The 21083-nt window shown below is 44.6% G+C and carries 19 protein-coding genes; 14 read left to right on the top strand and 5 right to left on the bottom strand.

Features of this window, described 5'->3' with window-relative positions; all coding sequences use genetic code 11:
* Positions 1-34: 34 nt before the first annotated feature.
* Together ITG12_RS17430 and pyrC are read left to right on the top strand one after the other, a co-directional pair.
* Positions 35-199, top strand: coding sequence for a YqaE/Pmp3 family membrane protein (locus ITG12_RS17430; RefSeq protein WP_005453437.1), 165 nt, complete (start codon positions 35-37; stop codon positions 197-199).
* A gap of 154 nt (positions 200-353) precedes the next feature.
* Positions 354-1382 (top strand): dihydroorotase, encoded by a 1029-nt coding sequence (pyrC, locus tag ITG12_RS17425; protein WP_038877768.1) that lies wholly within the window; start codon positions 354-356, stop codon positions 1380-1382.
* Between the two features lie 104 nt (positions 1383-1486).
* Here pyrC and ITG12_RS17420 read toward each other — a convergent pair whose 3' ends face one another.
* Positions 1487-2395, bottom strand: a complete 909-nt coding sequence (locus ITG12_RS17420) for a DUF808 domain-containing protein (RefSeq protein WP_038877770.1) — start codon at positions 2393-2395, stop codon at positions 1487-1489.
* Positions 2396-2568: 173 nt separating this feature from the next.
* Here ITG12_RS17420 and ITG12_RS17415 point away from each other — a divergent pair, with 173 nt between their 5' ends.
* Positions 2569-3486, top strand: coding sequence for a M14 family metallocarboxypeptidase (locus ITG12_RS17415; RefSeq protein WP_038877772.1), 918 nt, complete (start codon positions 2569-2571; stop codon positions 3484-3486).
* Here ITG12_RS17415 and ITG12_RS17410 read toward each other — a convergent pair.
* Complete coding sequence (locus tag ITG12_RS17410) at positions 3481-4269, bottom strand: helix-turn-helix transcriptional regulator (protein ID WP_038893499.1); 789 nt, start codon at positions 4267-4269, stop codon at positions 3481-3483. The genes ITG12_RS17415 and ITG12_RS17410 overlap by 6 nt on opposite strands.
* A 98-nt stretch (positions 4270-4367) precedes the next feature.
* On the opposite strand from ITG12_RS17410, the gene ITG12_RS17405 reads away from it, so the two are divergent.
* The 3 genes from ITG12_RS17405 (at position 4368) to ITG12_RS17395 (ending at position 6330) form a co-directional block, all read left to right on the top strand.
* Positions 4368-5273 carry a DMT family transporter gene (locus tag ITG12_RS17405; RefSeq protein WP_248874629.1) on the top strand — a complete coding sequence of 302 codons (906 nt, stop codon included), beginning with the start codon at positions 4368-4370 and terminating at the stop codon, positions 5271-5273.
* A gap of 166 nt (positions 5274-5439) precedes the next feature.
* Positions 5440-5925 carry an acyl-CoA thioesterase gene (locus ITG12_RS17400; protein WP_038867221.1) on the top strand — a complete coding sequence of 162 codons (486 nt, stop codon included), beginning with the start codon at positions 5440-5442 and terminating at the stop codon, positions 5923-5925.
* 159 nt (positions 5926-6084) lie between these two features.
* Positions 6085-6330, top strand: coding sequence for a hypothetical protein (locus tag ITG12_RS17395; RefSeq protein ID WP_038867219.1), 246 nt, complete (start codon positions 6085-6087; stop codon positions 6328-6330).
* 374 nt (positions 6331-6704) lie between these two features.
* On the opposite strand, the gene malG is transcribed toward ITG12_RS17395, so the two are convergent.
* The 3 genes from malG to malE form a co-directional block, all read right to left on the bottom strand.
* Entirely contained in the window at positions 6705-7595 is an 891-nt protein-coding gene (gene malG / locus ITG12_RS17390) for a maltose ABC transporter permease MalG (RefSeq protein WP_020194055.1), read from the bottom strand.
* Between the two features lie 12 nt (positions 7596-7607).
* Complete coding sequence (malF, locus tag ITG12_RS17385) at positions 7608-9182, bottom strand: maltose ABC transporter permease MalF (RefSeq protein WP_039975037.1); 1575 nt, start codon at positions 9180-9182, stop codon at positions 7608-7610.
* Between the two features lie 80 nt (positions 9183-9262).
* Complete coding sequence (gene malE / locus ITG12_RS17380) at positions 9263-10441, bottom strand: maltose/maltodextrin ABC transporter substrate-binding protein MalE (protein ID WP_038877780.1); 1179 nt, start codon at positions 10439-10441, stop codon at positions 9263-9265.
* Positions 10442-11111: 670 nt separating this feature from the next.
* Between malE and malK the strand changes: the two genes are divergently transcribed.
* The 8 genes from malK (at position 11112) to ITG12_RS17340 (ending at position 21052) form a co-directional block, all read left to right on the top strand.
* Positions 11112-12230: a maltose/maltodextrin ABC transporter ATP-binding protein MalK gene (gene malK / locus ITG12_RS17375; RefSeq protein ID WP_038867207.1), complete on the top strand. Its 1119-nt coding sequence runs from the start codon at positions 11112-11114 to the stop codon at positions 12228-12230.
* A 396-nt stretch (positions 12231-12626) separates the two neighbouring features.
* On the top strand, positions 12627-14027 hold the full coding sequence (locus ITG12_RS17370) for an undecaprenyl-phosphate glucose phosphotransferase (RefSeq protein WP_248874627.1): 1401 nt from the start codon (positions 12627-12629) through the stop codon (positions 14025-14027).
* Positions 14017-15243, top strand: coding sequence for an outer membrane beta-barrel protein (locus ITG12_RS17365; protein ID WP_054755178.1), 1227 nt, complete (start codon positions 14017-14019; stop codon positions 15241-15243). The genes ITG12_RS17370 and ITG12_RS17365 overlap by 11 nt, the downstream gene beginning before the upstream one ends.
* A 12-nt stretch (positions 15244-15255) precedes the next feature.
* Positions 15256-15789 carry a polysaccharide biosynthesis/export family protein gene (locus ITG12_RS17360; protein ID WP_038867203.1) on the top strand — a complete coding sequence of 178 codons (534 nt, stop codon included), beginning with the start codon at positions 15256-15258 and terminating at the stop codon, positions 15787-15789.
* Complete coding sequence (locus ITG12_RS17355) at positions 15790-17985, top strand: polysaccharide biosynthesis tyrosine autokinase (protein WP_248874625.1); 2196 nt, start codon at positions 15790-15792, stop codon at positions 17983-17985.
* The gene (locus tag ITG12_RS17350) at positions 17963-18772 is read left to right on the top strand and encodes a putative capsular polysaccharide synthesis family protein (protein ID WP_038867200.1); all 810 of its coding nucleotides are present in this window, start codon (positions 17963-17965) and stop codon (positions 18770-18772) included. Before ITG12_RS17355 ends, ITG12_RS17350 begins: the two co-directional genes overlap by 23 nt.
* Positions 18773-18774: 2 nt before the next feature.
* Complete coding sequence (locus tag ITG12_RS17345; RefSeq protein ID WP_038877788.1) at positions 18775-19827, top strand: glycosyltransferase; 1053 nt, start codon at positions 18775-18777, stop codon at positions 19825-19827.
* Positions 19793-21052: an O-antigen ligase family protein gene (locus ITG12_RS17340; protein WP_248874623.1), complete on the top strand. Its 1260-nt coding sequence runs from the start codon at positions 19793-19795 to the stop codon at positions 21050-21052. Before ITG12_RS17345 ends, ITG12_RS17340 begins: the two co-directional genes overlap by 35 nt.
* The last annotated feature ends 31 nt before the right edge of the window (positions 21053-21083 follow it).

Genomic DNA, 21083 nt, shown 5'->3' with positions numbered 1-21083 from the left:
TGACACTATACATAACCTATCCGGAGCATAGACCATGGATACTAATAAACTGATTCTAATTCTACTTTGTATCTTCCTTCCACCAGTGGCGGTTTACATGGAAAAAGGTCTAGAGAAAGACTTCTTCATCAACCTGATCCTAACGTTCTTCTTCTTCCTACCAGGCACAATTCACGCGCTTTGGTTGACGATGAAGTAACCAACTGAGCTCCTGCCGAAAAGAAATGTGAAAAATGGGATGAAATGAAAGTGCAATTCCACTATCATCCTGTCGCCTAAGCGCAAGCGTTTGCTCTTGAGGTAAATGCAGCGTTTAGGCTCCAAACATAACTTTTAAATGGTGGGAGCAATTAATGACAACACTGACTATTACTCGTCCTGACGATTGGCACGTTCATTTACGCGATGGTGAAGTTCTAAAAGATACCGTTCGCGATATTAGCCGTTATAACGGCCGCGCACTGATCATGCCAAACACCGTCCCACCAGTGACTAATACTGAAATGGCGCTAGCCTACCGTGATCGCATCCTTGCTGAACAACACGGTGAGCAATTCGAACCTCTTATGGCGCTGTACCTAACAGACAACACCACGCCAGACGAAATCCGCAAAGCGAAAGCGACAGGCAAAATCGTTGCAGCAAAGCTTTACCCAGCAGGCGCAACTACCAACTCTGATTCTGGCGTAACCAACGCAAAGAACATCTACCACGTTTTTGAAGCGATGGAAGAAGTTGGCATGCTGCTTTTGGTTCATGGTGAAGTCACTCACAACCACGTTGATATTTTTGACCGTGAGAAGGAATTCCTAGACACGGTTCTTGCTCCTATCGTCAACGACTTCCCTAACCTAAAAATCGTTCTTGAGCACATCACGACTGCGGATGCGGCTAATTTCGTCAACAACGCTTCTGATAACGTTGCAGCAACTATCACCGCTCACCACCTGCTGTTCAACCGTAACCACATGCTAGTCGGCGGCATTAAGCCACACTTCTACTGCCTACCAATTCTTAAGCGTAATACCCACCAACAAGCGCTTATCGAAGCAGCAACAAGCGGCAGCAAGAAATTCTTCCTAGGTACGGATTCAGCGCCACACGCAAAAGGCGCAAAAGAGTCGGCTTGTGGTTGTGCTGGGTCTTACACTGCACACGCAGCGCTAGAGCTTTACGCTGAAGTGTTTGAGAACGAAGGCAAGCTAGAAAACCTAGAAGCATTCGCAAGCTTGAATGGCCCTGATTTTTACGGCATAGCTCGTAACACAGATACCGTCACGCTAGAAAAAGCAGCGTGGGATGTACCAGAAACGATGCCATTTGGCAGCGACATCGTTGTGCCAATCCGTGCAAATGAAAAAATTGAGTGGGAAGTGAAGTAATCACCCTCAAGAAATGAAAAAGGGTCATGCCACCATATTCGATATGGAAAGGCATGACCCTTTTCTTTTGGCTTTAATACAGCCTCAACAAACTGAACTCGCGCTTATTTACCGCGAACCTTTTCAACCACAGTCCAAGCAGCAACCACAATCAAGCCAGCAATGACACCAATCACGCCGTTAAGCAGTGTCGGTACGATCGCAGTAGCAATGGTGTGACCACGGAAATCCATAATGATAGGTTCAATCAGGTGATGAATCGCAGGGACGTTATGAACAACAATACCGCCGCCAACCAAGAACATTGCTGCAGTACCAACAATCGCAAGCATCTTCATCAATTTCGGTGCGAACGCCACTAACGCACCACCAAGTTTGGCTTTCAGACCTTCGCCATTGGATTTACGCTCTAGATAGAAGCCCAAATCATCGAGCTTAACAATGCCAGCCACTAAACCGTAGACACCAATGGTCATCAAGATCGCAATCAGGCTTACTACCAAAATCTGCGTCACGATACTTGTTCCTGTGACGGTGCCTAAAGCAATCACGATGATCTCAGCAGACAAAATAAAGTCAGTACGGATCGCGCCCGCCACTTTTCTCTTTTCGTACTCTTCCACGGATTCACCCGTATCAGAGGACTCTTCCGCGTTATCTTCATGCTGATGAGCGTGAGGGAATAGTTTCTCTAAGATCTTCTCTGCGCCTTCAAAACAGAGAAACAAACCACCAATCAAGAGTAATGGCATGATCAACCAAGGAATAAACGCACTAATGAGCAACGCCGTAGGCACCAGTATCAACTTGTTTTTAAATGAACCTTTCGCGACCGCCCATACCACTGGAATTTCTCGTTCGGCAGCAACACCCGATACTTGTTGCGCATTTAGCGCCAAATCGTCGCCCAATACACCAGCGGTCTTTTTCGCCGCTACCTTTGACATCAATGCGACATCATCCAATACAGCTGCAATGTCATCCAACAGTGTCAGTAAACTTGCTCCAGCCATTTATTTATCTCTTTTATGGAATTGAATAAGTAACAAAATGTAACATCATTAAATCACTCAGCAAAGTTATGATTCTGCAAAGAATAAGGTCACAAATTGTGTTTTGTGTTGATGTGGCTTTGAGACAGGACTAGTCTTGTCTTACCTTTCAAGCACACAAAAGAAAAGTATAGATGAAAAGCGGATACACTTACCCAATCGGTACCCCAGGTCAGCCATGGGGCGAAGCAGAACGCAAAGCTTGGTGTGAGCAACGTGACGTAAAACGTAGCTACCAAGAAGAAGTCGTGACCAAAATTGACGCCCTTCGCAAGCGTTTTGATGTTGAGCAATATGGCGCACTTTCTTACGACGAGGCACGTTTCCCTCTATTTTGTATCAAGACTCATAACTGGGACACAACAAAGCCTGTTGTTTTGGTCACTGGCGGCGTACACGGCTACGAAACAAGTGGTGTGCACGGCGCACTGAAGTTTGTTGATACGCAAGCAGAACGCTACGCAGAACACTTCAACATTGTCGTTGCGCCATGTGTTAGCCCTTGGGGTTACGAAGTGATTAACCGCTGGAACCCAAATGCGATCGATCCAAACCGCTCTTTCTATGCAGATAGCCCTGCGGAAGAATCAGCAAACTTGATGAAGCTGGTTGCGACCTTGGGTGATGTTCTAATGCACATCGACCTGCACGAAACCACCGATTCTGATGAAACTGAATTCCGCCCTGCACTTGCGGCGCGTGATGGCCTTGAATACATCGAAGGCATGATCCCAGACGGTTTCTACACGGTCGGTGATACAGAAAACCCGCAACCTGAGTTCCAAAAAGCGGTCATCAAGTCAGTAGCGAAAGTAACGCACATTGCACCTGCTGACGATAAAGGCGAAATCATTGGCTCGCCAGTGGTGCAGTTTGGTGTGATTAATTACCCAATGGTGAAACTGGGTCTGTGTGGCGGCGTGACCAACTGCACTTACGGCACCACTACAGAAGTTTACCCAGACAGCCCGAAAGTAACTGATGAAGAGTGTAACGACGCTCAAGTTGCAGCAGTTGTAGGCGGTTTAAACTACGTGCTCGCTCAGCTATAACAAGCGGTTCTTATATTGCTCCGGTGTAATGCCGGAGTATTTCTTGAACATGGCAATAAATGGACTGGCTTGGTTATAGCCTAACGTCAACGCCACCTCTTTCACGGTTTGTCCTTTTCTTAATAGCTCCATTGAGTGCAGATAACGAACTCGCAATCGCCATTCAGTAAAACTCATCCCTAACTCACTTTGGCAATGACGAGCTAACGTTCGTTCAGTGGTATGCACCTTTTCCGCCCACTCCCCCAAACTAATTTCATCCGTTGGCGCTTCTTCAACGGCTTTAAGAATGGGTTCCAGATATTTGTTATCTGTGGTTGGCAAGAAATGATGCTCAACCTCTTGCTTCGCTAACTGATCAAGCAGTACCTGTACGATGCGTTTGTCTTCTTCACTTTTTGCCACGTTAATGTCGCGCTGACGAAAGTCTTCCACAATTGCAGACACTATTGGCGTTACCTTGATCAGACTGGTTTTAGACGGGAAGTGCTGCGTCAGCTCTGGTGCGATATTTAAAGAGCAGTATTCCAATGGTTTACGGTTATAGCTGGTATGACGAATTCCGGCCGGCACCCAAATAGCCAAATGTGGTGGTGCTAAAAAGCGTGTGTCTTCTGCATCCATTTCTAGAATGCCACCACTTATCAACTGTACTTGTCCCCAAGGGTGACTATGAATCCGAGTTTCAGTGTTCGACAGAAAGGCTTCAAAATTCATAAACACATCTGATGGTGCTTGCTCAATTGATAATGAAGGATGAAGATTCCTCGTGCTCTTTTTCAAAATTGTCTTCCTATCGCTTACGATGTCTTTCCAGAGATACTTTTCATTATAAAGACCTGTCAGACTAGCGCCATTAATTATTGTGCGATGAGGTTCTCATGGTTTATTTTCTTCCGTTTTTTACTGTCATGATTTGGGGTGGGAATTCCATCGTAAATAAAATGGCAGCTAGTGCCATCGAACCGAGTGCAATGAGTTTCTATCGATGGTTTGTCGCTATGGTGCTTCTGACGCCATTTTGCTTACCTGCCGTAATCCGCCAACGTCATGTCATTCGCCCTTACCTGCCAAAACTCGCTTGCCTTGCGCTGCTTGGTATGGTGCTAAACCAATCGTTGGGTTACTACGCAGGCTTGACTACCACGGCTTCCAATATGGCGCTAATCACATCTTTGGTGCCACTTATAAGCGTATTTTTGAGCGTACCTTTACTTGGTAAGTCAATTTCTATGTTGAGCGTGGCGGGCGGCGTGATTTCGCTTGGCGGTTTGGCGTTTATGCTTGGTCATGGCGATATTACCTACTTCCTACATCAAGATATGACACAAGGTGACAGCTTGATGCTTCTTGCTGCCCTTTGTTACGCGATTTACTGCGTGTTACTTAAGCGTTGGAAAATGCCATTCAACAGTATGACTCTGGTTTACATGCAGGGCTTTTTCACGCTGATAATGCTTACCCCACTTTGGCTTAGCAGCGACCAGTTACTTCCAAGCCAAAGTGCACTACCTCTCATTGCTTACGCGGGTATTGCGGCGTCTATCTTTGCCCCATTGATGTGGGTGAAAGCCATCGATTTGATTGGCGCGGATTCTAGTGCAATGTTCATGAACCTGATGCCTGTGGTCTCGGTAGCTTTGGCTTCGACTATGCTCGGTGAAGAAATCCATGTGTACCATATCATTGGTGGCATGCTGGTTATCTCTGGCGTTATCTTGTCGCAGGTTAAGATTCGAAAGAAGGTGCAATCGCCAAGCCCAGATTTACCGCCTGCGACATCGTAATTCGATCCCTCAAGCCACGGTATCTTCCGTGGCTTTTTTGTGCTCCGCACCTTTTACTGCTCAGGCTGACAGAAAAGTTAATATTTTGTTGCGTCTCCTATTCCAGAATGAATTCCTTGCTGATACATTGAGTCTAATAACAACGACAACAATAAAGGAATGACAGATGAGCAGTGGTCAAAGAGATATTACCCTTCGTTTTCTTGCTGAACCCGGAGACGTAAACTTCGGTGGTAAAGTGCACGGTGGCGCCGTAATGAAATGGATCGACTTGGCCGCTTACGCGTGCAGCGCGGCTTGGAGTGGCAAGTACTGCATCACAGCGTATGCGGGTGGTATTCGATTTGTCGCGCCGATTCATGTCGGTAACTTAGTCGAAGTCAGTGCCAAAGTTATCTACACAGGACGCAGTTCAATGCACATTGCTATCGATGTACAAGCCTGCGATCCCAAAGAGTTAAAAAACCGCCTTACGACACATTGTATCGTTATCATGGTTGCAGTTGATGAAGACGGAAAACCAACCGATGTACCAAAGTGGATTCCTGAGTCGGATGAAGACAAAGCACTAGAACAATCGGCTATTCGCTTGATGAATATGCGTAAGCAAATTGGCGAAGAGATGGAAGCGCACGTTAAGTATCTCAAATAACTCACGTCGCTCAACAAAAGTAAGCGTTTGCCCCCTTGCTGTGTGAAGCAATGTCATGGTTGTGTCATTCGCTTCACACAAGCGTCAAATTGTCATAAATCTTTCACTTTGATTTGCTTAAATCCAAGCACAATTTTGCTATTGGATAGAGTTTGGATCTTGAGATTGAAAGAGACCACATTAAGCGAAGACACACTCACTAATTTGAAAGCCGTTGAATACCAGTGGGTAAGAACGATGTATGTCGAAGGATATAACGAAACAGAGATTAATCATTACATTCAAGCTTGCTTTGGTGGTGATTCTACTTTTGCTGATTTATTTCGTCGCGTTGCGCTGCAACAAGAGAGCTTATATACCTTGCTTCAGTACGTAGGTTGCGCTCCTTCAAGCCGAGAGCTTTAATCTCTCCCAACTCCCTGATCGCCCTTTCGAAAATACCCACAGATTATTTATGTGAAGTGATACGCATGGCATTCCGGCTCAACTGTGTAATCCATTGCAAAGCCGCTAATCTCTACCTGCATTAAGAAAATAAACCTCGTGAACGACAGGCATAAAAAAACCTGAGTCAAGACTCAGGTTATGGTTACAAGAAACTGTTAGTGATTAAAGCGTAAGGAACTAAGCTAACAGCCAGCTATGCGTAACGCCAATTAAAGCGGGATATTACTGATCGGCGGCCAAACCAAAAGTGTAATATCGATTGCTAAATATAAGGGCGACCTAATGGTCGCCCTTTTCTAGTTATTCTTTTGTATCTTAGTGACCAACCAAGATTAACCTTTCACACCACCAGCCGTTAGACCACCAACAAGCCAGCGTTGCGCCAGTAAGAATACCGCTGTGATTGGTACAGCTGAAAGCACTGCTGCTGCTGCAAAGTCACCCCATAAGTAGTTCTGAGGGTACAAGTACTGCTGCATACCAACCGCAAGAGTGTACGAGTTTACATCAGATAGCAGTAGTGATGCTACCGGAACTTCGCCTATCACCATGATAAATGACAAGATAAACACTACCGCAAGAATTGGCACTGACAGTGGAAGTAGTACCAGACGGAATGCCTGCCAAGGCGTTGCACCATCGAGCGCTGCTGCTTCTTCTAATGAAGAATCGATGCTTTCAAAGTAGCCTTTGATTGTCCATACGTGAAGAGCGATACCGCCTAAGTAAGCGAAGATCAAACCACCATGCGTGTTCAAGCCTAGGAACGGGATGTACTGACCTAGTTTGTCAAACAATGCGTATAGTGCAACCAATGCCAATACTGCTGGGAACATTTGGAAGATCATCATCGCTTTCAGGATAGTGTTCTTACCTTTGAACTTCATACGAGCAAACGCGTACGCTGAAGTGGTCGACAGAGCCACAATCAAGATAGCTGAAATACCACCAACTTTTACTGAGTTCCACAGCCAAGTCATGACTGGGAATGGCGGCGGTGTAACCGACCCATCTGCGTTTGTGACTGATATGCCTAGCGCTAATTTCCAGTGGTCTAGCGTCGGGTTGTCTGGGATAAGGCTACCTGTTGCAAAGTTACCTTCACGGAATGAGATCGCGATGATCATCAGTAGAGGGAAGATAATCAGCGCTAAGAACGCCCACATTGCGATATGCGTAGCCCAAACACGATATTTTAATGACTTGCCTTGTACCATTGCCATTGTTCTGTCTCCTTAATCCTGAGCTACTTTAGTAACACGTAGGTTCAATAGTGCTAGCGCGCCAACCAATAGGAAGATAAGCGTTGCAACCGCACTTGCTAGACCGAAGTCTTGACCGCCAGCGCCTTCAAATGCAATGCGGTACGTGTAGCTTACAAGTAAGTCCGTGTAACCTGCCGGCTCCGATGTGCCAATCATGTTAGGACCACCACCCGTTAATAGCTGGATAAGTACAAAGTTGTTGAAGTTAAACGCGAAGCTAGCGATCAGCAATGGCGTTAGTGGCTTAAGCATCATCGGTAGCGTGATGCGAGTAAAGTTGGTGATGAAGTTTGCGCCATCAATAGCTGATGCTTCATAGAGGTCTTCAGGAATGGCTTTTAGTAGACCCATGCAAAGAATCATCATGTAAGGGAAACCTAACCATGTGTTGACCACTAGGATCATGGTTTTCGCCATGAATGGGTCAGAGAACCACGCAGGGCTAATACCAAACAACCCTTCTAACAACATGTTGATCTCACCAAAGCTCTGGTTGAAGAGACCTTTAAAGATCAAGATAGAGATAAACGCTGGTACCGCATACGGAAGAATAAGCAGTAATCGGTATGCAGAGCGGCCTTTCAAAGCTTCCCACTGAACGACACTTGCAAGTACTAGACCGATAACCAGTGTACAAACAACAGTCAACGCAGAGAAAACAATCGTCCAGATAAAGATGCTGATGAACGGCTCTTTAATACCATCATCTTTCCAAACGCGTTCAAAGTTGTGCGTACCGATGTTTACCACGAAACCTGGAGAAACCGTATTACCAACAAACTGACCATTTTCATCTACTGGTTGGTAGTAACCCACATCCATATTTGGACGTAGTGTCTCTTGAGTACGATTGTTGTATAGCGTCTCACCATCGTCTTGCAGCGTGTAAAGCGGAACAACAGCCGCAAACTTACGAAGACCGCTCATACGGATGTCATCGCCGTTTGGCAGGTGTAAATCAACCCCACTCAAAGCACTGCGGTTTTTAACGATCGTTTTAATCGGTTCTTTATCGCCCGTCGCTTCTGTGATTGGCGCTAAATCTAAGTCTGTCGCAGAGAAGCCTTTCAATTCAAAGGTTGGTGTTGCTAAAAGCGCCTCACCTTTCTTCACTACAATTTGATGACCCTGCTCAGTTTTGTACAGAGTGAACGGGTAGCTATCACCACTTTGGTACGTTCTGTCCATTAAAACGGTCTGCGCACGGTCAAAAGAGAGTTGGTTTTTTGCGCTGTAGTTAGTGAATGCGAGACCTATGGTATAAGCCAAAGGGAAAAGGATGAATAAGATCATCCCCGCAATACCTGGGTAGATATAACGATGAGCGTAGGTCTTTTTACTACCAAAAATAAATAGCGCTAAACCGGTAAGAATGAGCGTAAGGAGTGCAAACGCAATCTCACCACGAGAATACATAAGGATTGTTGCGTAGCCATTGATAATGCCGACTGTGCCTAATAGTGCCCACTTGATAAACACTTTTTTGCTGCTCGGAAGGCTGGCTTCTGGTGCTGTCATAGCATTTGTACCTTGAACTGACTGCATAGGGAACCTGCTAGCGAATATAGGATAAAAGTAGAAAAGTAAGGAGAGGTTGCCCCCTCCTTAAAAAGGGTATTACTGAATTATTTAGTCATTTGTTTTTCTGCATCTGCTAGAGCAGCATCTACAGTTTGACGACCGTCAACAACGTTGATGATAGCGTTCTTAGCAGCACCCCAGAATGCGTTCATTTGTGGGATGTTTGGCATGATTTCGCCGTTCATCGCATTGTCCATTGTTGCAGCGATACGAGTATCTGAATCTAGCTCTTTTTGGAATGAGTTTAGAGCAACCGCGCCAAGTGGCTTATCGTTGTTAACCATACGTAGACCGTCGTTAGTTAGTAGGTAGTTCTCGATGAACTCTACTGCTAGGTCTTTGTTAGGTGATGCAGTGCTGATACCAGCAGTTAAAACACCAACGAATGGCTTAGAAGATTGACCTTGGAATTTAGGTAGTGTTGTTACGCCGTAGTTCACACCAGACTTCTCGATGTTGCCCCATGACCATGGGCCATTGATAGTCATTGCCGCAGTGCCTTGGTTGAACGCAGACTCAGATACTGAGTAATCCATATCCGCAGAGATAACGCCTTTGTCTACAAGACCTTTCACGAAGTTCATTGCGTCTTTCACGCCTTCGTTCGCAATACCAGCATCTTTAACATCGTAGCCAGTTGAAGTGTACTTGAATGCGTAACCGCCATCAGCCGCCATTAGTGGCCATGTGAAGTACGGTTCTTTTAGGTTCCACATGATTGCAGACTTGCCGTCTTTCTTAAGTTTCGCATCTAATGCTGCAACCTCTTCCCATGTTTTAGGTGGGTTTGGAACAAGATCTTTGTTGTAGATAAGAGATAGAGACTCAACCGCTACAGGGTAGCCGATCAGTTTGCCGTCGTAACGAACTGCATCCCATGCGAAATCAACGATGCCTTCTTGAACCTCTTGAGAAGGTTTGATTTCAGCAAGTAGACCAGCTTCTGCATAACCACCGAAACGGTCGTGAGCCCAGAATACGATATCAGGACCATCACCTGTCGCTGCAGTTTGAGGAAACTTGTCTTGTAGGCCGTCTGGGTGAGCCACTGTTACTTTGATACCAGTGTCTTCTTCAAACTTCTTACCAACCTCTGCAAGGCCGTTGTAGCCTTTATCACCGTTGATCCAGATAGTAAGTTGTCCTTCTTCGATGGCAGCGTTTGCACCGAAAGAGCCCAGAGCAACAAGAGTACCTAGTGCTGCAGCGCTTAATTTTTTCATGTTCGTATCCTTTTTATATTTTTGATGTAGGGCTAGTCCATTGAGGTTCAGCCGTATTTCGACATATATCATCTGAAATAATCCTATATGTCTCATCCTCCTAATCCCTACGCCCTTGCAATTATGACGTATTTTCGTGATCTGAATCGCCAAGGGTTAGAGACTCAAATCACAAAATGAATACTTCCTGTGATCGGTTTCAACTTTAGGTCACGCAATAATGTGATTTCCGCCCAACTCTCCCTCTACTCCTCCTTTTTGCCTCCTCCCCGCCTACTCCCCCTACAATTATTTCCACTAGGAGGATGTAGCAATGAGCACAATCTTAGAAACTGCAGTCATCCAAGAGTGGATGGTAAGAACCCTTTCCCAGCAGTACCTACCCTATAGGTTAAAAGATTTGCTGGTTTTGCATTGCCATACGAGCGGAATTGTCATTATTGGTGTTGTTTGTGGTAATTATTTCACGGGGGAGACAACACGAATAATGTGGGGGAGAGAAACTCGTATTTGGCTATGGTGGGTAACGCTCCTGTTCAGGACATTTTGGAGCGTTACCCTGTTTTTCTTACCAACCCCAATAACTTACCGATTCCTACTGTTACTGCTCGCTAGAAAATTCATATAATGATGAGCGGTGAAAAATAAAAATTGATCGAGGACGAGCTACATGGCGAGTGTCACGTTAAAAAATGTTTGTAAAGCGTATGGCGACGTACTGATTTCTAAAAACGTAGATCTAGAAATCCACGAAGGCGAATTCGTGGTTTTCGTTGGTCCATCAGGTTGTGGTAAATCTACCCTTCTACGTTGTATTGCCGGTCTTGAAGACATTACATCAGGTGATTTGTATATTGGTGACGAGCGCATGAACGACGTAGAACCATCCAAACGTGGTGTTGGTATGGTATTCCAGTCTTACGCTCTTTACCCACACCTAAATCTATACGACAACATGTCGTTTGGTCTTAAGCTGGCAAAAGCGGACAAAGCGGAAATCGATAAGCGTGTTGAGCACGCAGCGGAAATCCTTCAGCTGGGTCACTTGTTGGAGCGTCAACCAAAAGCACTATCTGGTGGTCAACGTCAACGTGTCGCCATCGGCCGTACGCTTGTTTCTCAGCCAAACGTATTCCTTCTTGATGAGCCACTATCAAACCTAGACGCCGCGCTTCGTGTAAACATGCGTGCGCAAATCACTAAGCTACAACGCCAACTAGGCTGTACCATGATCTACGTAACACACGATCAGGTAGAAGCAATGACAATGGCAGATAAAATCGTGGTTCTTGATGGCGGTTACGTTTCTCAGGTTGGTAAACCTCTGGAGCTTTACCACTACCCACAAAACCGCTTTGTCGCTGGCTTCATCGGCTCACCAAAAATGAACTTCATGAGCGTATTCATTGAAGAAGCCGAAGCAGAGCGCGTAAAAGTACAACTTTCTAACGGTGTGTCGTTCTGGATTCCAGTCGATGGCACAACAGTTAACCGTGGTGACCGTATGTCACTAGGTATTCGTCCAGAGCACCTCATTGAAGCAACAGAAGCTGACGCAGCAATTCACGGCGAAGTGATGATTGTTGAAAAACTTGGTAATGAGACTCAAGTTTACTTGAACCTTGAAGGTGCTGACGCAGATGTTATCTACCGCCAGCCAGACACGTTACCAGTTGATACGGGTGACAAGCTTGAAATCGGTATCCCAGCGCATCGATGCCACTTGTTCCACAGTGATGGTCGTGCGTGTCGTCGCCTACATAAAGAAAATGGCGTAGACGTAGAATAAAATCTCTTTCACCTTTGCTTGCTAACAATCCCTCTCATTCGAGAGGGATTGTTTTATTTCAAAACTATCGTATTAATTTCTCACCTTAAAAATTAATCCAATAGACAATGTTCATCGTCAAACATTAGTTACCTTATCTTACTCCCTGATTAGTACTTTTACCCACCAACCCCCAGTAAGTATTACGTTTTTCCTAACCTGTAAATATTAGCCTAAGGTCTAAATTTCATTCTTATTTCCACTTACCCAAACAGTGCAAATTTTTAAACTTGTTTCGGATATATAAGGGCTCTAGCCCAATCTATTACACAAGCCTTAACAATATAAAGCGTTAATGACACGGATATTGAGAACGACACTCAATGGCGGTAGCGTGTCTAAAGGGAAACTTAAGTTATGAAACACAAAGGACTTATTCGTTCGCATGAGGTGGAGTTTGCTTTTCTATACCGCCTGATTGATCTCGTTGTCATTGTGTCATTTATGCTGCTACTCGTAATGAATGACGTTAACACCTCTATTGAGAAAGACTACGTAATCTTATCATTCGTCGGTAGCATCTCATTTCTGATCATGGCTGAAAGCGGCAAGTTATATCGCTCATGGCGTACAAGCTCGTTCAAAGAGCAAATCTCTATCACGTGCATATCTTGGCTCGTTACCTGTACCTTCCTCTTTATGGTTTTGTACTTCTCTCAAGTTCATCAACTATTTGATAAAAACCTATTAGTCGTTTGGTTCCTGCTTACACCCATCCTCCTTTTATCTTGGCGAAGCGTGTTTCGCGTCGCTTTAGCCTACATGCGTAAACTAGGCTACAACACCAGAACAGCAATCATCATTGGACAAACCCAACATGGTTTAACTTTGGCGAATGAACTAGAAAACCACTCTGAACATGGTGTGCTGTTCGATGGTTTCTACGACGAACGCTCAAAGGACCGCTTACCTACGTCAGACTACCCAATCAAAGGCAACGTAAGTTTAGCGCTGGAACGAGCGAAACGTGGTGAGGTCGATTACGTCTATATCGCAATGCCAATGCATGCAAACGAGCGTATCGCGCTATTCCTCAATCAGTTTTCTGATACGACGGCTAATACTTATCTCATCCCTGATTTCTTCACTTATAACCTGTTGCACTCACGTTGGGATCAAATCGGCCAAGTACAAACTCTAAGCGTTTTTGATACCCCCTTCGCAGGGATTTCATCTTGGATTAAACGCCTAGAAGATATTGTTCTCTCTAGCATTATAGTGCTTCTAATTTCTCCAGTACTGCTCGCCATTTCAGTCGGGATTAAGCTGACTTCAAAAGGCCCAATCATCTTTAAACAGTTCCGTTACGGGTTGGATGGTCGAAAGATTGCAGTTTGGAAGTTCCGTTCAATGACAACGATGGAACAAGGCAACGATGTAAAACAAGCCACTAAAAACGACCCTCGTATTACGCCTTTCGGTGGATTCCTTCGTCGAACTTCTCTCGACGAACTTCCTCAATTTATCAATGTTCTTCAAGGTACGATGTCAATTGTCGGACCTCGTCCACACGCGGTGTCACACAACGAAGAGTATCGCCAGATTGTCGATCGCTACATGCTGAGACATAAGGTAAAGCCTGGTATTACCGGCTGGGCTCAAATTAATGGTTATCGAGGTGAAACAGACACTCTAGATAAAATGGAAAAGCGCGTTGAATTCGATTTGGATTACATCCACCACTGGTCAGTATGGATGGACCTCAAAATCATTTTCTTAACCATTTTCAAAGGGTTTACAGGTTCCAATGCGTATTAAATTCATCCCAATAAAGAAAGCTCCTGTCATCGCAGCTGTTACCCTCATTTCGGCAGCTGCATCGGCTGAACCGATGGCCTACAAAACAGACTCCGGCATTGAGCTTATTCCTACCGTTGGTTTGTTTTACGAAGGTAATGACAACATCAACAAAGCCGATAGTGGTGAGAACATAGAATCAGTCAACATATGGGGCGTAGAACCTGCTTTGCTGGCCAAAATAGAACGTAATCAATACCGAGCAAACCTACTCTATAAGCTGAGTGCTGGGTTTTCTTCTGATGATCAGAATGACTACGATGACCACACCTTTCAGTTTACTAATTTCTTTGAATTCAATCGTCGCAATCATCTTGTTATCGATTATCAATTTCGAGCTCAACATGAAGAAAAAGGTGAGGACTTCACTGAGGGTCAAGGCTCCTTACTGATTGATCCTGTTGAATTTCATCGCAATGACCTGAGAACAAACTATGTATTTGGTTCTGAGGGTTCAAAAGGAAGGTTCGAAGCTGGCATTGGATATCGAGACAAAACTTACCAAAACTACCGTGAAGGCTTACCCGGAAAGCGAAGCTCAAAGACGAAGTACAACGACTTTCGTTCACCAAATGCCCATTTAGAATTTTATCTACGTGCAACACCGCGAACTTATTGGCTAGTAGGCACTCAACAAGCGAACACAGACTACCTGTCAGACAACCCTTCCTCACCTTCAAAAGACAACTATTCCGGCTTCTACTACACCGGAGCTCAGTGGGAAGTAACAGGTAAAACTAAGGGCATAGCCCGCTTGGGCTATCAGGTTAAGAGCTTCGACAGCGATGAGCGAGAAACCTTTGACGGATTGAGTTGGGACATTGGTTTGGAGTGGCTCCCACAAGAGCAAACCCTGTTTACGGTCAAAACCAACCAAGCGGCAGTTAGCCCTGACCAAGACGGCGATTACAACCTTCAAACACGCTACATATTAGATATAAAACACGATTGGAACAGTTACCTAACAACACGATTAGGGGCTTTGTACCAACAAGATGACTATACCGGTATCACACGAAATGAAGATCGCTACGCCCTCTCTGCGGGACTCGATTACCACATAAAGCGGTGGGTTTTACTTCAAGCTGACTGGCGATATCAGGACAAGAATTCCAATTGGCAGAATTATAGCTTTGATCAAAACATTTGGGCTCTTAGCGCTCGATTTTCTTTATAACAAGGAACGTTAATGAAACTTTTAACCACTTTGTTGAGTTTCGTACTCACCTTGTTCAGTGCTCCGACGTTTTCGGCTGCTAACGAACAGGATTACCAATTAGATACTGGCGACACGATTTCAGTCCAAGTGTATGGCGAAGAAGACCTCACCATTAAAAATATCCTTATCACGTCAGATGGCTACTTTGATTACCCATACCTTGGGCGTATTAAAGCAATCAACAAAACACCCAAACAACTGAAGTATGAAATCGAGACTGGGTTAAAGGGAGATTACCTCATTAATCCAAAGGTGATGGTCACCATCAACAGTTTCCGATTGTTTTATGTCAACGGTGAAGTGAGAAAACCTGGGGGCTTTGAATATCAACCAGGATTGACCATCGAAAAAGCGATAGCACTCGCAGGTGGGTTAACGGATAGAGCTTCCCGTAAAGGCATCAACCTTACTCAACACAATACGGGTAAAACCGTGGAAAGTGTCAGCATGCAACGTTCTGTTGAACCTGGTGACATTGTATTTATCGATCAGAGCTTCTTCTAAATGACAGGCAATTCAATGAACGGAACTCAAGCAAATCATATCCCTTCGAATCACGTTGAGCTAATTCGGTTCGGGCACCACTTCAGAACCCTGAAAAAGAACTGGTTAAGTATTCTTGCTTTTACCATTATCTTTTCTCTCACCTGCACTTGGTATATCTATTCAAAGAAGTCGGTATACCAAGCAACGGCAACCCTACTCATCCAAGAAGAGCAAAAAAGCGCCCTCTCGATCGAAGAAGTGTATGGGGTTGATACCACAAAGAAAGAGTACTTCCAAACTCAAATCGCGATACTGAAATCCAACCACATCGCCGATAAAGTCATCACTCAACTCAACCTAACTAAGCACCCAGAATTCACCAGTGCTAGCGGTATCAAACAGAAAATTGATGAAATAAAAGCGATTCCTTTTGTACAGGATTTACTGCACGTCGCACCAAACCCCAAGGAAACATCCCAACACAGCAAACCGTACTATCAAGCGCTACAAACTTTTAAAAGAAAGCTTGAGATTGAGCCCGTTCGCAATACCCAATTGGTGAAGATTCGTTTTCGCTCCACCGACTCTCAACTTGCAACCACCGTTGCAAACGCTGTCGGTCAGGCTTACATCGATGCAAATTTCGAAGCTAAACTGGTTGTCACGCAAAATGCGGCAACATGGTTAACCAATAACTCGCAGAAGTTAGAAGAACGCCTTAGAACCTCAGAGCAGGCTCTGCAAGAATTCTTGATGCAAGAAGGGCTAATCGACATTAATGGCATCGATGACATCTATGCTAACGAACTGGAAGAACTCAACCGAAAACTCAACACTGCTGTCAACAACCGAATAGAAGCACAAACATTAATTGAGCTCCTTAAGCGAAAGTCCTCACAGGATTTGGATAGCTTGTTATCTATTGATGAGTTTGCCAACCAAGCGCAAATACGCGATTTAAAACTATCTGAAGCACAAGCGGCGAAAAGTGTATCGGAATTGTCACAACGCTACGGCCCGAAACATGATCGTATGATTCAAGCTCAGGCGCAGCTGACATCTATCCAAGCAAGAACGCAGCGACTGATACGTGAAATTTCTTTTAGTAAGCAGCAAGACTTACTCGCAGCAAAGTCACAAGAAGATCTTTTACGAGCTGAATTGGATCGTAAAAAGTCAGACTTCCAAATGCTTGGATCTCAAAAAGCACGTTACGAGCAACTCAAGCGAGAAGTGGAATCCAACAAAGATCTTTACGAAGCGTTTTTGAATCGTGAAAAAGAAACGAACGCGACAAGCGATTACAAAAATGTCACTGCGCGATTTACTGACCCAGCGATTGTGCCACTCTTCCCTATCGCCCCACAGCGCATGAAGTTGGTTCTAATCGCTACTTTCTTCGGGTTTGCAATTGCTTGCGCGCTTGTGATTCTTTTAGAAACACTTCGCGAAGTCATTCGAACTTCATCTGATGTTCAAGATAAACTTGGCGTCACGTGCCTTGGTACCATTCCAAAGGTCAAAAAACGTAACCTCAGACAAGGAGGCGTTACCTACTCGGCTTATTTAGACCAAGATGAAAAACTGTTTAGTGAAGCTTGCCGCTCGGTAAGAACATCCTTGTTGTTAAGGCTTACGAATACCAATCAGAAAGTACTGCCTTTCACCTCTGCAATACCAGAAGAGGGTAAGACATCCACCAGCATCAATATGGCCGTATCCTTTTCAACGATGGAGAGAGTACTGCTTATTGATTGTGACTTGCGCAGACCATCACTAGCAAAACGATTCAATATTCCAGAGTCAAATCCTGGCCTCACAAACATCCTGACTATGGACGCCCCTTTGAGAGATTGCATTGTACGGAATGAAGAAGCGAATTTAGATGTACTGCCGGCAGGGATCATTCCACCTAACCCACAGGAGTTACTGGCATCAGACCGCTTCGATAAATTGTTGAGCCATCTAAAGGACAAATACGATCGCATCATTATTGATACGCCACCATTGCTGTCTGTTAGTGACGCCTTAATCCTAGGTCAACAAGCTAACGGTCTGATCACAGTTATCCGTTCAGAATCCACTAAAGCATCACTGGTTAATATAGCGTTATCCAAGCAAATTCAACACTCGATACCATCTCTTGGTGTTCTTATCACTCAGGCGAAATCTAAGGAAGGAGAAGCGCTTTATGTCCAAAAATACGCCTACTAATCATTCTATGCAGTGGTATCAGATTCTTAAAAGCCAAGAAAAACCGATCCTTATTTATCAGATGGGCAAAGTAGGTTCGAGCGCACTAGAAAAATCCATTCCAAACTCGCTTCATTTGCATGATTTGATGTCAATTGAAGCAGGAAAGCAGATTTCACCCGTGCGGGCACAACTCCATAAGCCCGTCACTAACCTTGTTAAACGCACATTAAAACGAGCTGTCATGTGCAATATGCTCAAACGTAAGGAACAAGTCCGTATTATTTCCTTAGTTCGTGAACCTGTTGGACGAAACGTCTCGATGTTTTTTCAGTCGTTACCGTTTTGGATGGCAGACAAGTACCTCAAAGATGACAGCGCGGTACGCTCTGAGCGTCCTCAGTTACTTCATGAAGCATTCGAAGAGCATGTTAATCACCAATATCCTCTTGAGTGGTTCGATAATGAAATCAAAGCACTGACAGGCATTGATGTTTTTGTTCAACCATTTGATCACCAACTTGGTTACCAGACTTATCAAAATCGTAATTTTTCACTCATGGTGGTTCGCATCGACAAGCTGGATCAATCGCAACAAGCGATCAGCGAGTTTTTGCAACAAGACGTAGAAGTTGTGCATGAAAATCAGGCCGACAATAAATGGTATTCACCGTTAATTAAAGAGTTTAAAAGCTCATACCAACCCAAACCTGAATTCGTCGAAGAAATGCTGTCCTCCAAGTTAACACAACATTTCTTTACCGCACCAGAAATCGAAACGTTGAAGAAAAAATACTTAACGGCTTAACCATGACAACAAAAATACTACACATTATCAATGACCTATCCAAGAACGGTGGTGCACAAAAGTTTCTCGTCGATCTCGTCATGGAACACGGGCCAGAGTATGAGATCAAAGTCCTAGTATTATGCGATGACAACGACTATTTGGATCAACTTTCCGCACAAGGAGTCGTTTGCTTCAACTGGCAAGCACTCTCCCTTAAAGAAAGGTGGTCGGTATTGCGTTGGCCAGATTTAGTGCACGGCCATCTTTACCCCTCAATCTACCTTGCTTTATTGGCGTTTGGAAAAAAACGTATTCAAACCGAACACTGCTCTTACAATCGTCGTCGCGACTACCCACTATTTAAATTCTTAGAATACATCCTTTATAGAGGCCATGACCTGACTGTCAGCATCAGTGAAAAAGTGCAAGAAGAGTTGGTTAAGTTTATGCCTCATTATCAACACAAATATCGTGTGGTTCACAACGGAGTAGACCTTGAACGCTTCCCGATGAAGGTGAAAACTGAGAGCCAACTTGCTCAGAAAAGCGTGATTAACATCGGTATGGTTGGCCGACTGCATGAACATAAGGATCATGAAACGCTTATCCGTTCTGTTGCACTATTGCCTCACAATTATGAGCTACACCTTGCTGGCGATGGAGCAAAGCGACATGAATTAGAGTCGTTGTGCCAACAACTCAATATTGTAGAGCGTGTTCATTTTCATGGCGTAGTTTCTGATATCCCCGCCTTTCTTTCTAATATGGACGTTTATGTCCAGTCATCACATGTTGAAGGCTTTGGTCTTGCTGCGGTCGAAGCGATGGCGGCAGGTTTGCCTGTACTTTCTTCTGATGTACCCGGGCTGGATGAGGTCATGGGTAACAAGGAATATTTGTTCACTGTCGGTGCGTCAGAGCAGTTAGCAGAAAAGATCGCTCAACTATGCAACACGACCGGACTCTACGACCACGCCAGTGAATATTCCGTGAATCGTGCCAAGCTATACACAATCGATAAATTCCGAGATGGTTACTATGGTCTTTACCAGCAACTCTGCACCAGCAAGTAACCGTGTGTCGCTGCTTGCTGCGATTACCCTAGCTCTATTCTTCGTGCCGATAAAGGTTGGATTAGGAGGGGTTACTTTAGCACCATCAGATATTGCGAGCTTGCTGTCGCTGGGATTTGCTGCACTGGTTGTCCTTGAAGGAAAAGCGCATAAGTTGTTCCACCCTGGAATTGGATTCTTGCTGTTGTTTACCGGCTACGTGTTTGTTAATGGCATGCTGAATCGCGTACCTATCTTCCCCTTAATCACAGAGACCGTTCAATGGGTTGCAATACTCAGTTTATTGGGGGTGTTATACGCCTATGGTGTATTTAGCGATGAACGAGTGATGGTGTACTTCACCTATTGCTTGCTGATCATTTGCGCTCTCGTCGCAGCGTGGCACTTTGCGCAAGGTTACCACAGCGGTTTTAAACTTCTTGGCGTCAGTAAATACGCTTTTGGGGTTCTTTGCTCCCTTCTCTATTTATATCGAGCACGAATCAAAGCTTTCCCTGTTTTAATGCTGCTTGCGTTTGCTCTACTGCTCATATCGCAAGAAAGGAAAGCACTGCTAGGTTTCTGTTTGTTAGTCTTCCTCGACCAGCTTTTTATTAAACGATTAATCCGTCAAACCCTCAACGAAACGTATGCATGGACGGTGTTACTCGTTAGCACTTTGATTATCTTAGCGACGATATCCGCCGCACTCTATTTTGGGTTTGAACAATTGGCGGATAAGCTTGAAATAACCCAAGAGGACATTCTGTTCGCCAACCAAAGTGAGGCTCGCTGGGTTTCCAATTTACACCGTAAATTACTGTTGGCAAACGGCCTCGACATCTTACTTGAGCATCCTATTTTGGGCGTCGGAGCAAAGATGCTGCCTCATTATATGATTCATTATTTCAACTACGACGAGTTGGCTATTTATACCCACAATTTCATTCTCGACACTTCAATAGAGTATGGCTTACTCGGCATTGTCTTACTATTTGGTGGTTACTTCCACTTTATGAGGCAATGCTTCAAGACATTGAAAGTAAACAGAAAAAGCTTATTGCTTTCTATTTACGCTCTGGTGATGGTTTTTTTCGTCGCGGTGAATACCACCATCATTTTAATACTTTTACTACCCGTCATGATCAGCAAAAAACGGCATTATAGTCGTCAGATAGAACCTCTTAAACAACCTGATCATAACGATCAAACTGAATTACCGATTCCGCCTATAACCAACAACTAATCACACCGCGGAACAACGAATTTAAAGTTAT

The sequence above is a fragment of the Vibrio sp. ED002 genome (genome assembly GCF_023277445.1).
GTDB lineage: Bacteria > Pseudomonadota > Gammaproteobacteria > Enterobacterales > Vibrionaceae > Vibrio > Vibrio jasicida.
The sequence above is the reverse complement of the archived record's forward strand: the minus strand, read 5'-3'. Positions and strand labels throughout refer to the sequence as shown.

Coding starts and splice junctions, on each gene's coding strand:
- ITG12_RS17430 (WP_005453437.1), top strand. CDS start 35: ATGGATACTAATAAACTGATTCTAATTCTACTTTGTATCTTCCTTCCA.
- pyrC (WP_038877768.1), top strand. CDS start 354: ATGACAACACTGACTATTACTCGTCCTGACGATTGGCACGTTCATTTA.
- ITG12_RS17420 (WP_038877770.1), bottom strand. CDS start 2,395: ATGGCTGGAGCAAGTTTACTGACACTGTTGGATGACATTGCAGCTGTA.
- ITG12_RS17415 (WP_038877772.1), top strand. CDS start 2,569: ATGAAAAGCGGATACACTTACCCAATCGGTACCCCAGGTCAGCCATGG.
- ITG12_RS17405 (WP_248874629.1), top strand. CDS start 4,368: ATGGTTTATTTTCTTCCGTTTTTTACTGTCATGATTTGGGGTGGGAAT.
- ITG12_RS17400 (WP_038867221.1), top strand. CDS start 5,440: ATGAGCAGTGGTCAAAGAGATATTACCCTTCGTTTTCTTGCTGAACCC.
- malG (WP_020194055.1), bottom strand. CDS start 7,595: ATGGCAATGGTACAAGGCAAGTCATTAAAATATCGTGTTTGGGCTACG.
- malF (WP_039975037.1), bottom strand. CDS start 9,182: ATGCAGTCAGTTCAAGGTACAAATGCTATGACAGCACCAGAAGCCAGC.
- malE (WP_038877780.1), bottom strand. CDS start 10,441: ATGAAAAAATTAAGCGCTGCAGCACTAGGTACTCTTGTTGCTCTGGGC.
- malK (WP_038867207.1), top strand. CDS start 11,112: ATGGCGAGTGTCACGTTAAAAAATGTTTGTAAAGCGTATGGCGACGTA.
- ITG12_RS17370 (WP_248874627.1), top strand. CDS start 12,627: ATGAAACACAAAGGACTTATTCGTTCGCATGAGGTGGAGTTTGCTTTT.
- ITG12_RS17365 (WP_054755178.1), top strand. CDS start 14,017: ATGCGTATTAAATTCATCCCAATAAAGAAAGCTCCTGTCATCGCAGCT.
- ITG12_RS17360 (WP_038867203.1), top strand. CDS start 15,256: ATGAAACTTTTAACCACTTTGTTGAGTTTCGTACTCACCTTGTTCAGT.
- ITG12_RS17355 (WP_248874625.1), top strand. CDS start 15,790: ATGACAGGCAATTCAATGAACGGAACTCAAGCAAATCATATCCCTTCG.
- ITG12_RS17350 (WP_038867200.1), top strand. CDS start 17,963: ATGTCCAAAAATACGCCTACTAATCATTCTATGCAGTGGTATCAGATT.
- ITG12_RS17345 (WP_038877788.1), top strand. CDS start 18,775: ATGACAACAAAAATACTACACATTATCAATGACCTATCCAAGAACGGT.
- ITG12_RS17340 (WP_248874623.1), top strand. CDS start 19,793: ATGGTCTTTACCAGCAACTCTGCACCAGCAAGTAACCGTGTGTCGCTG.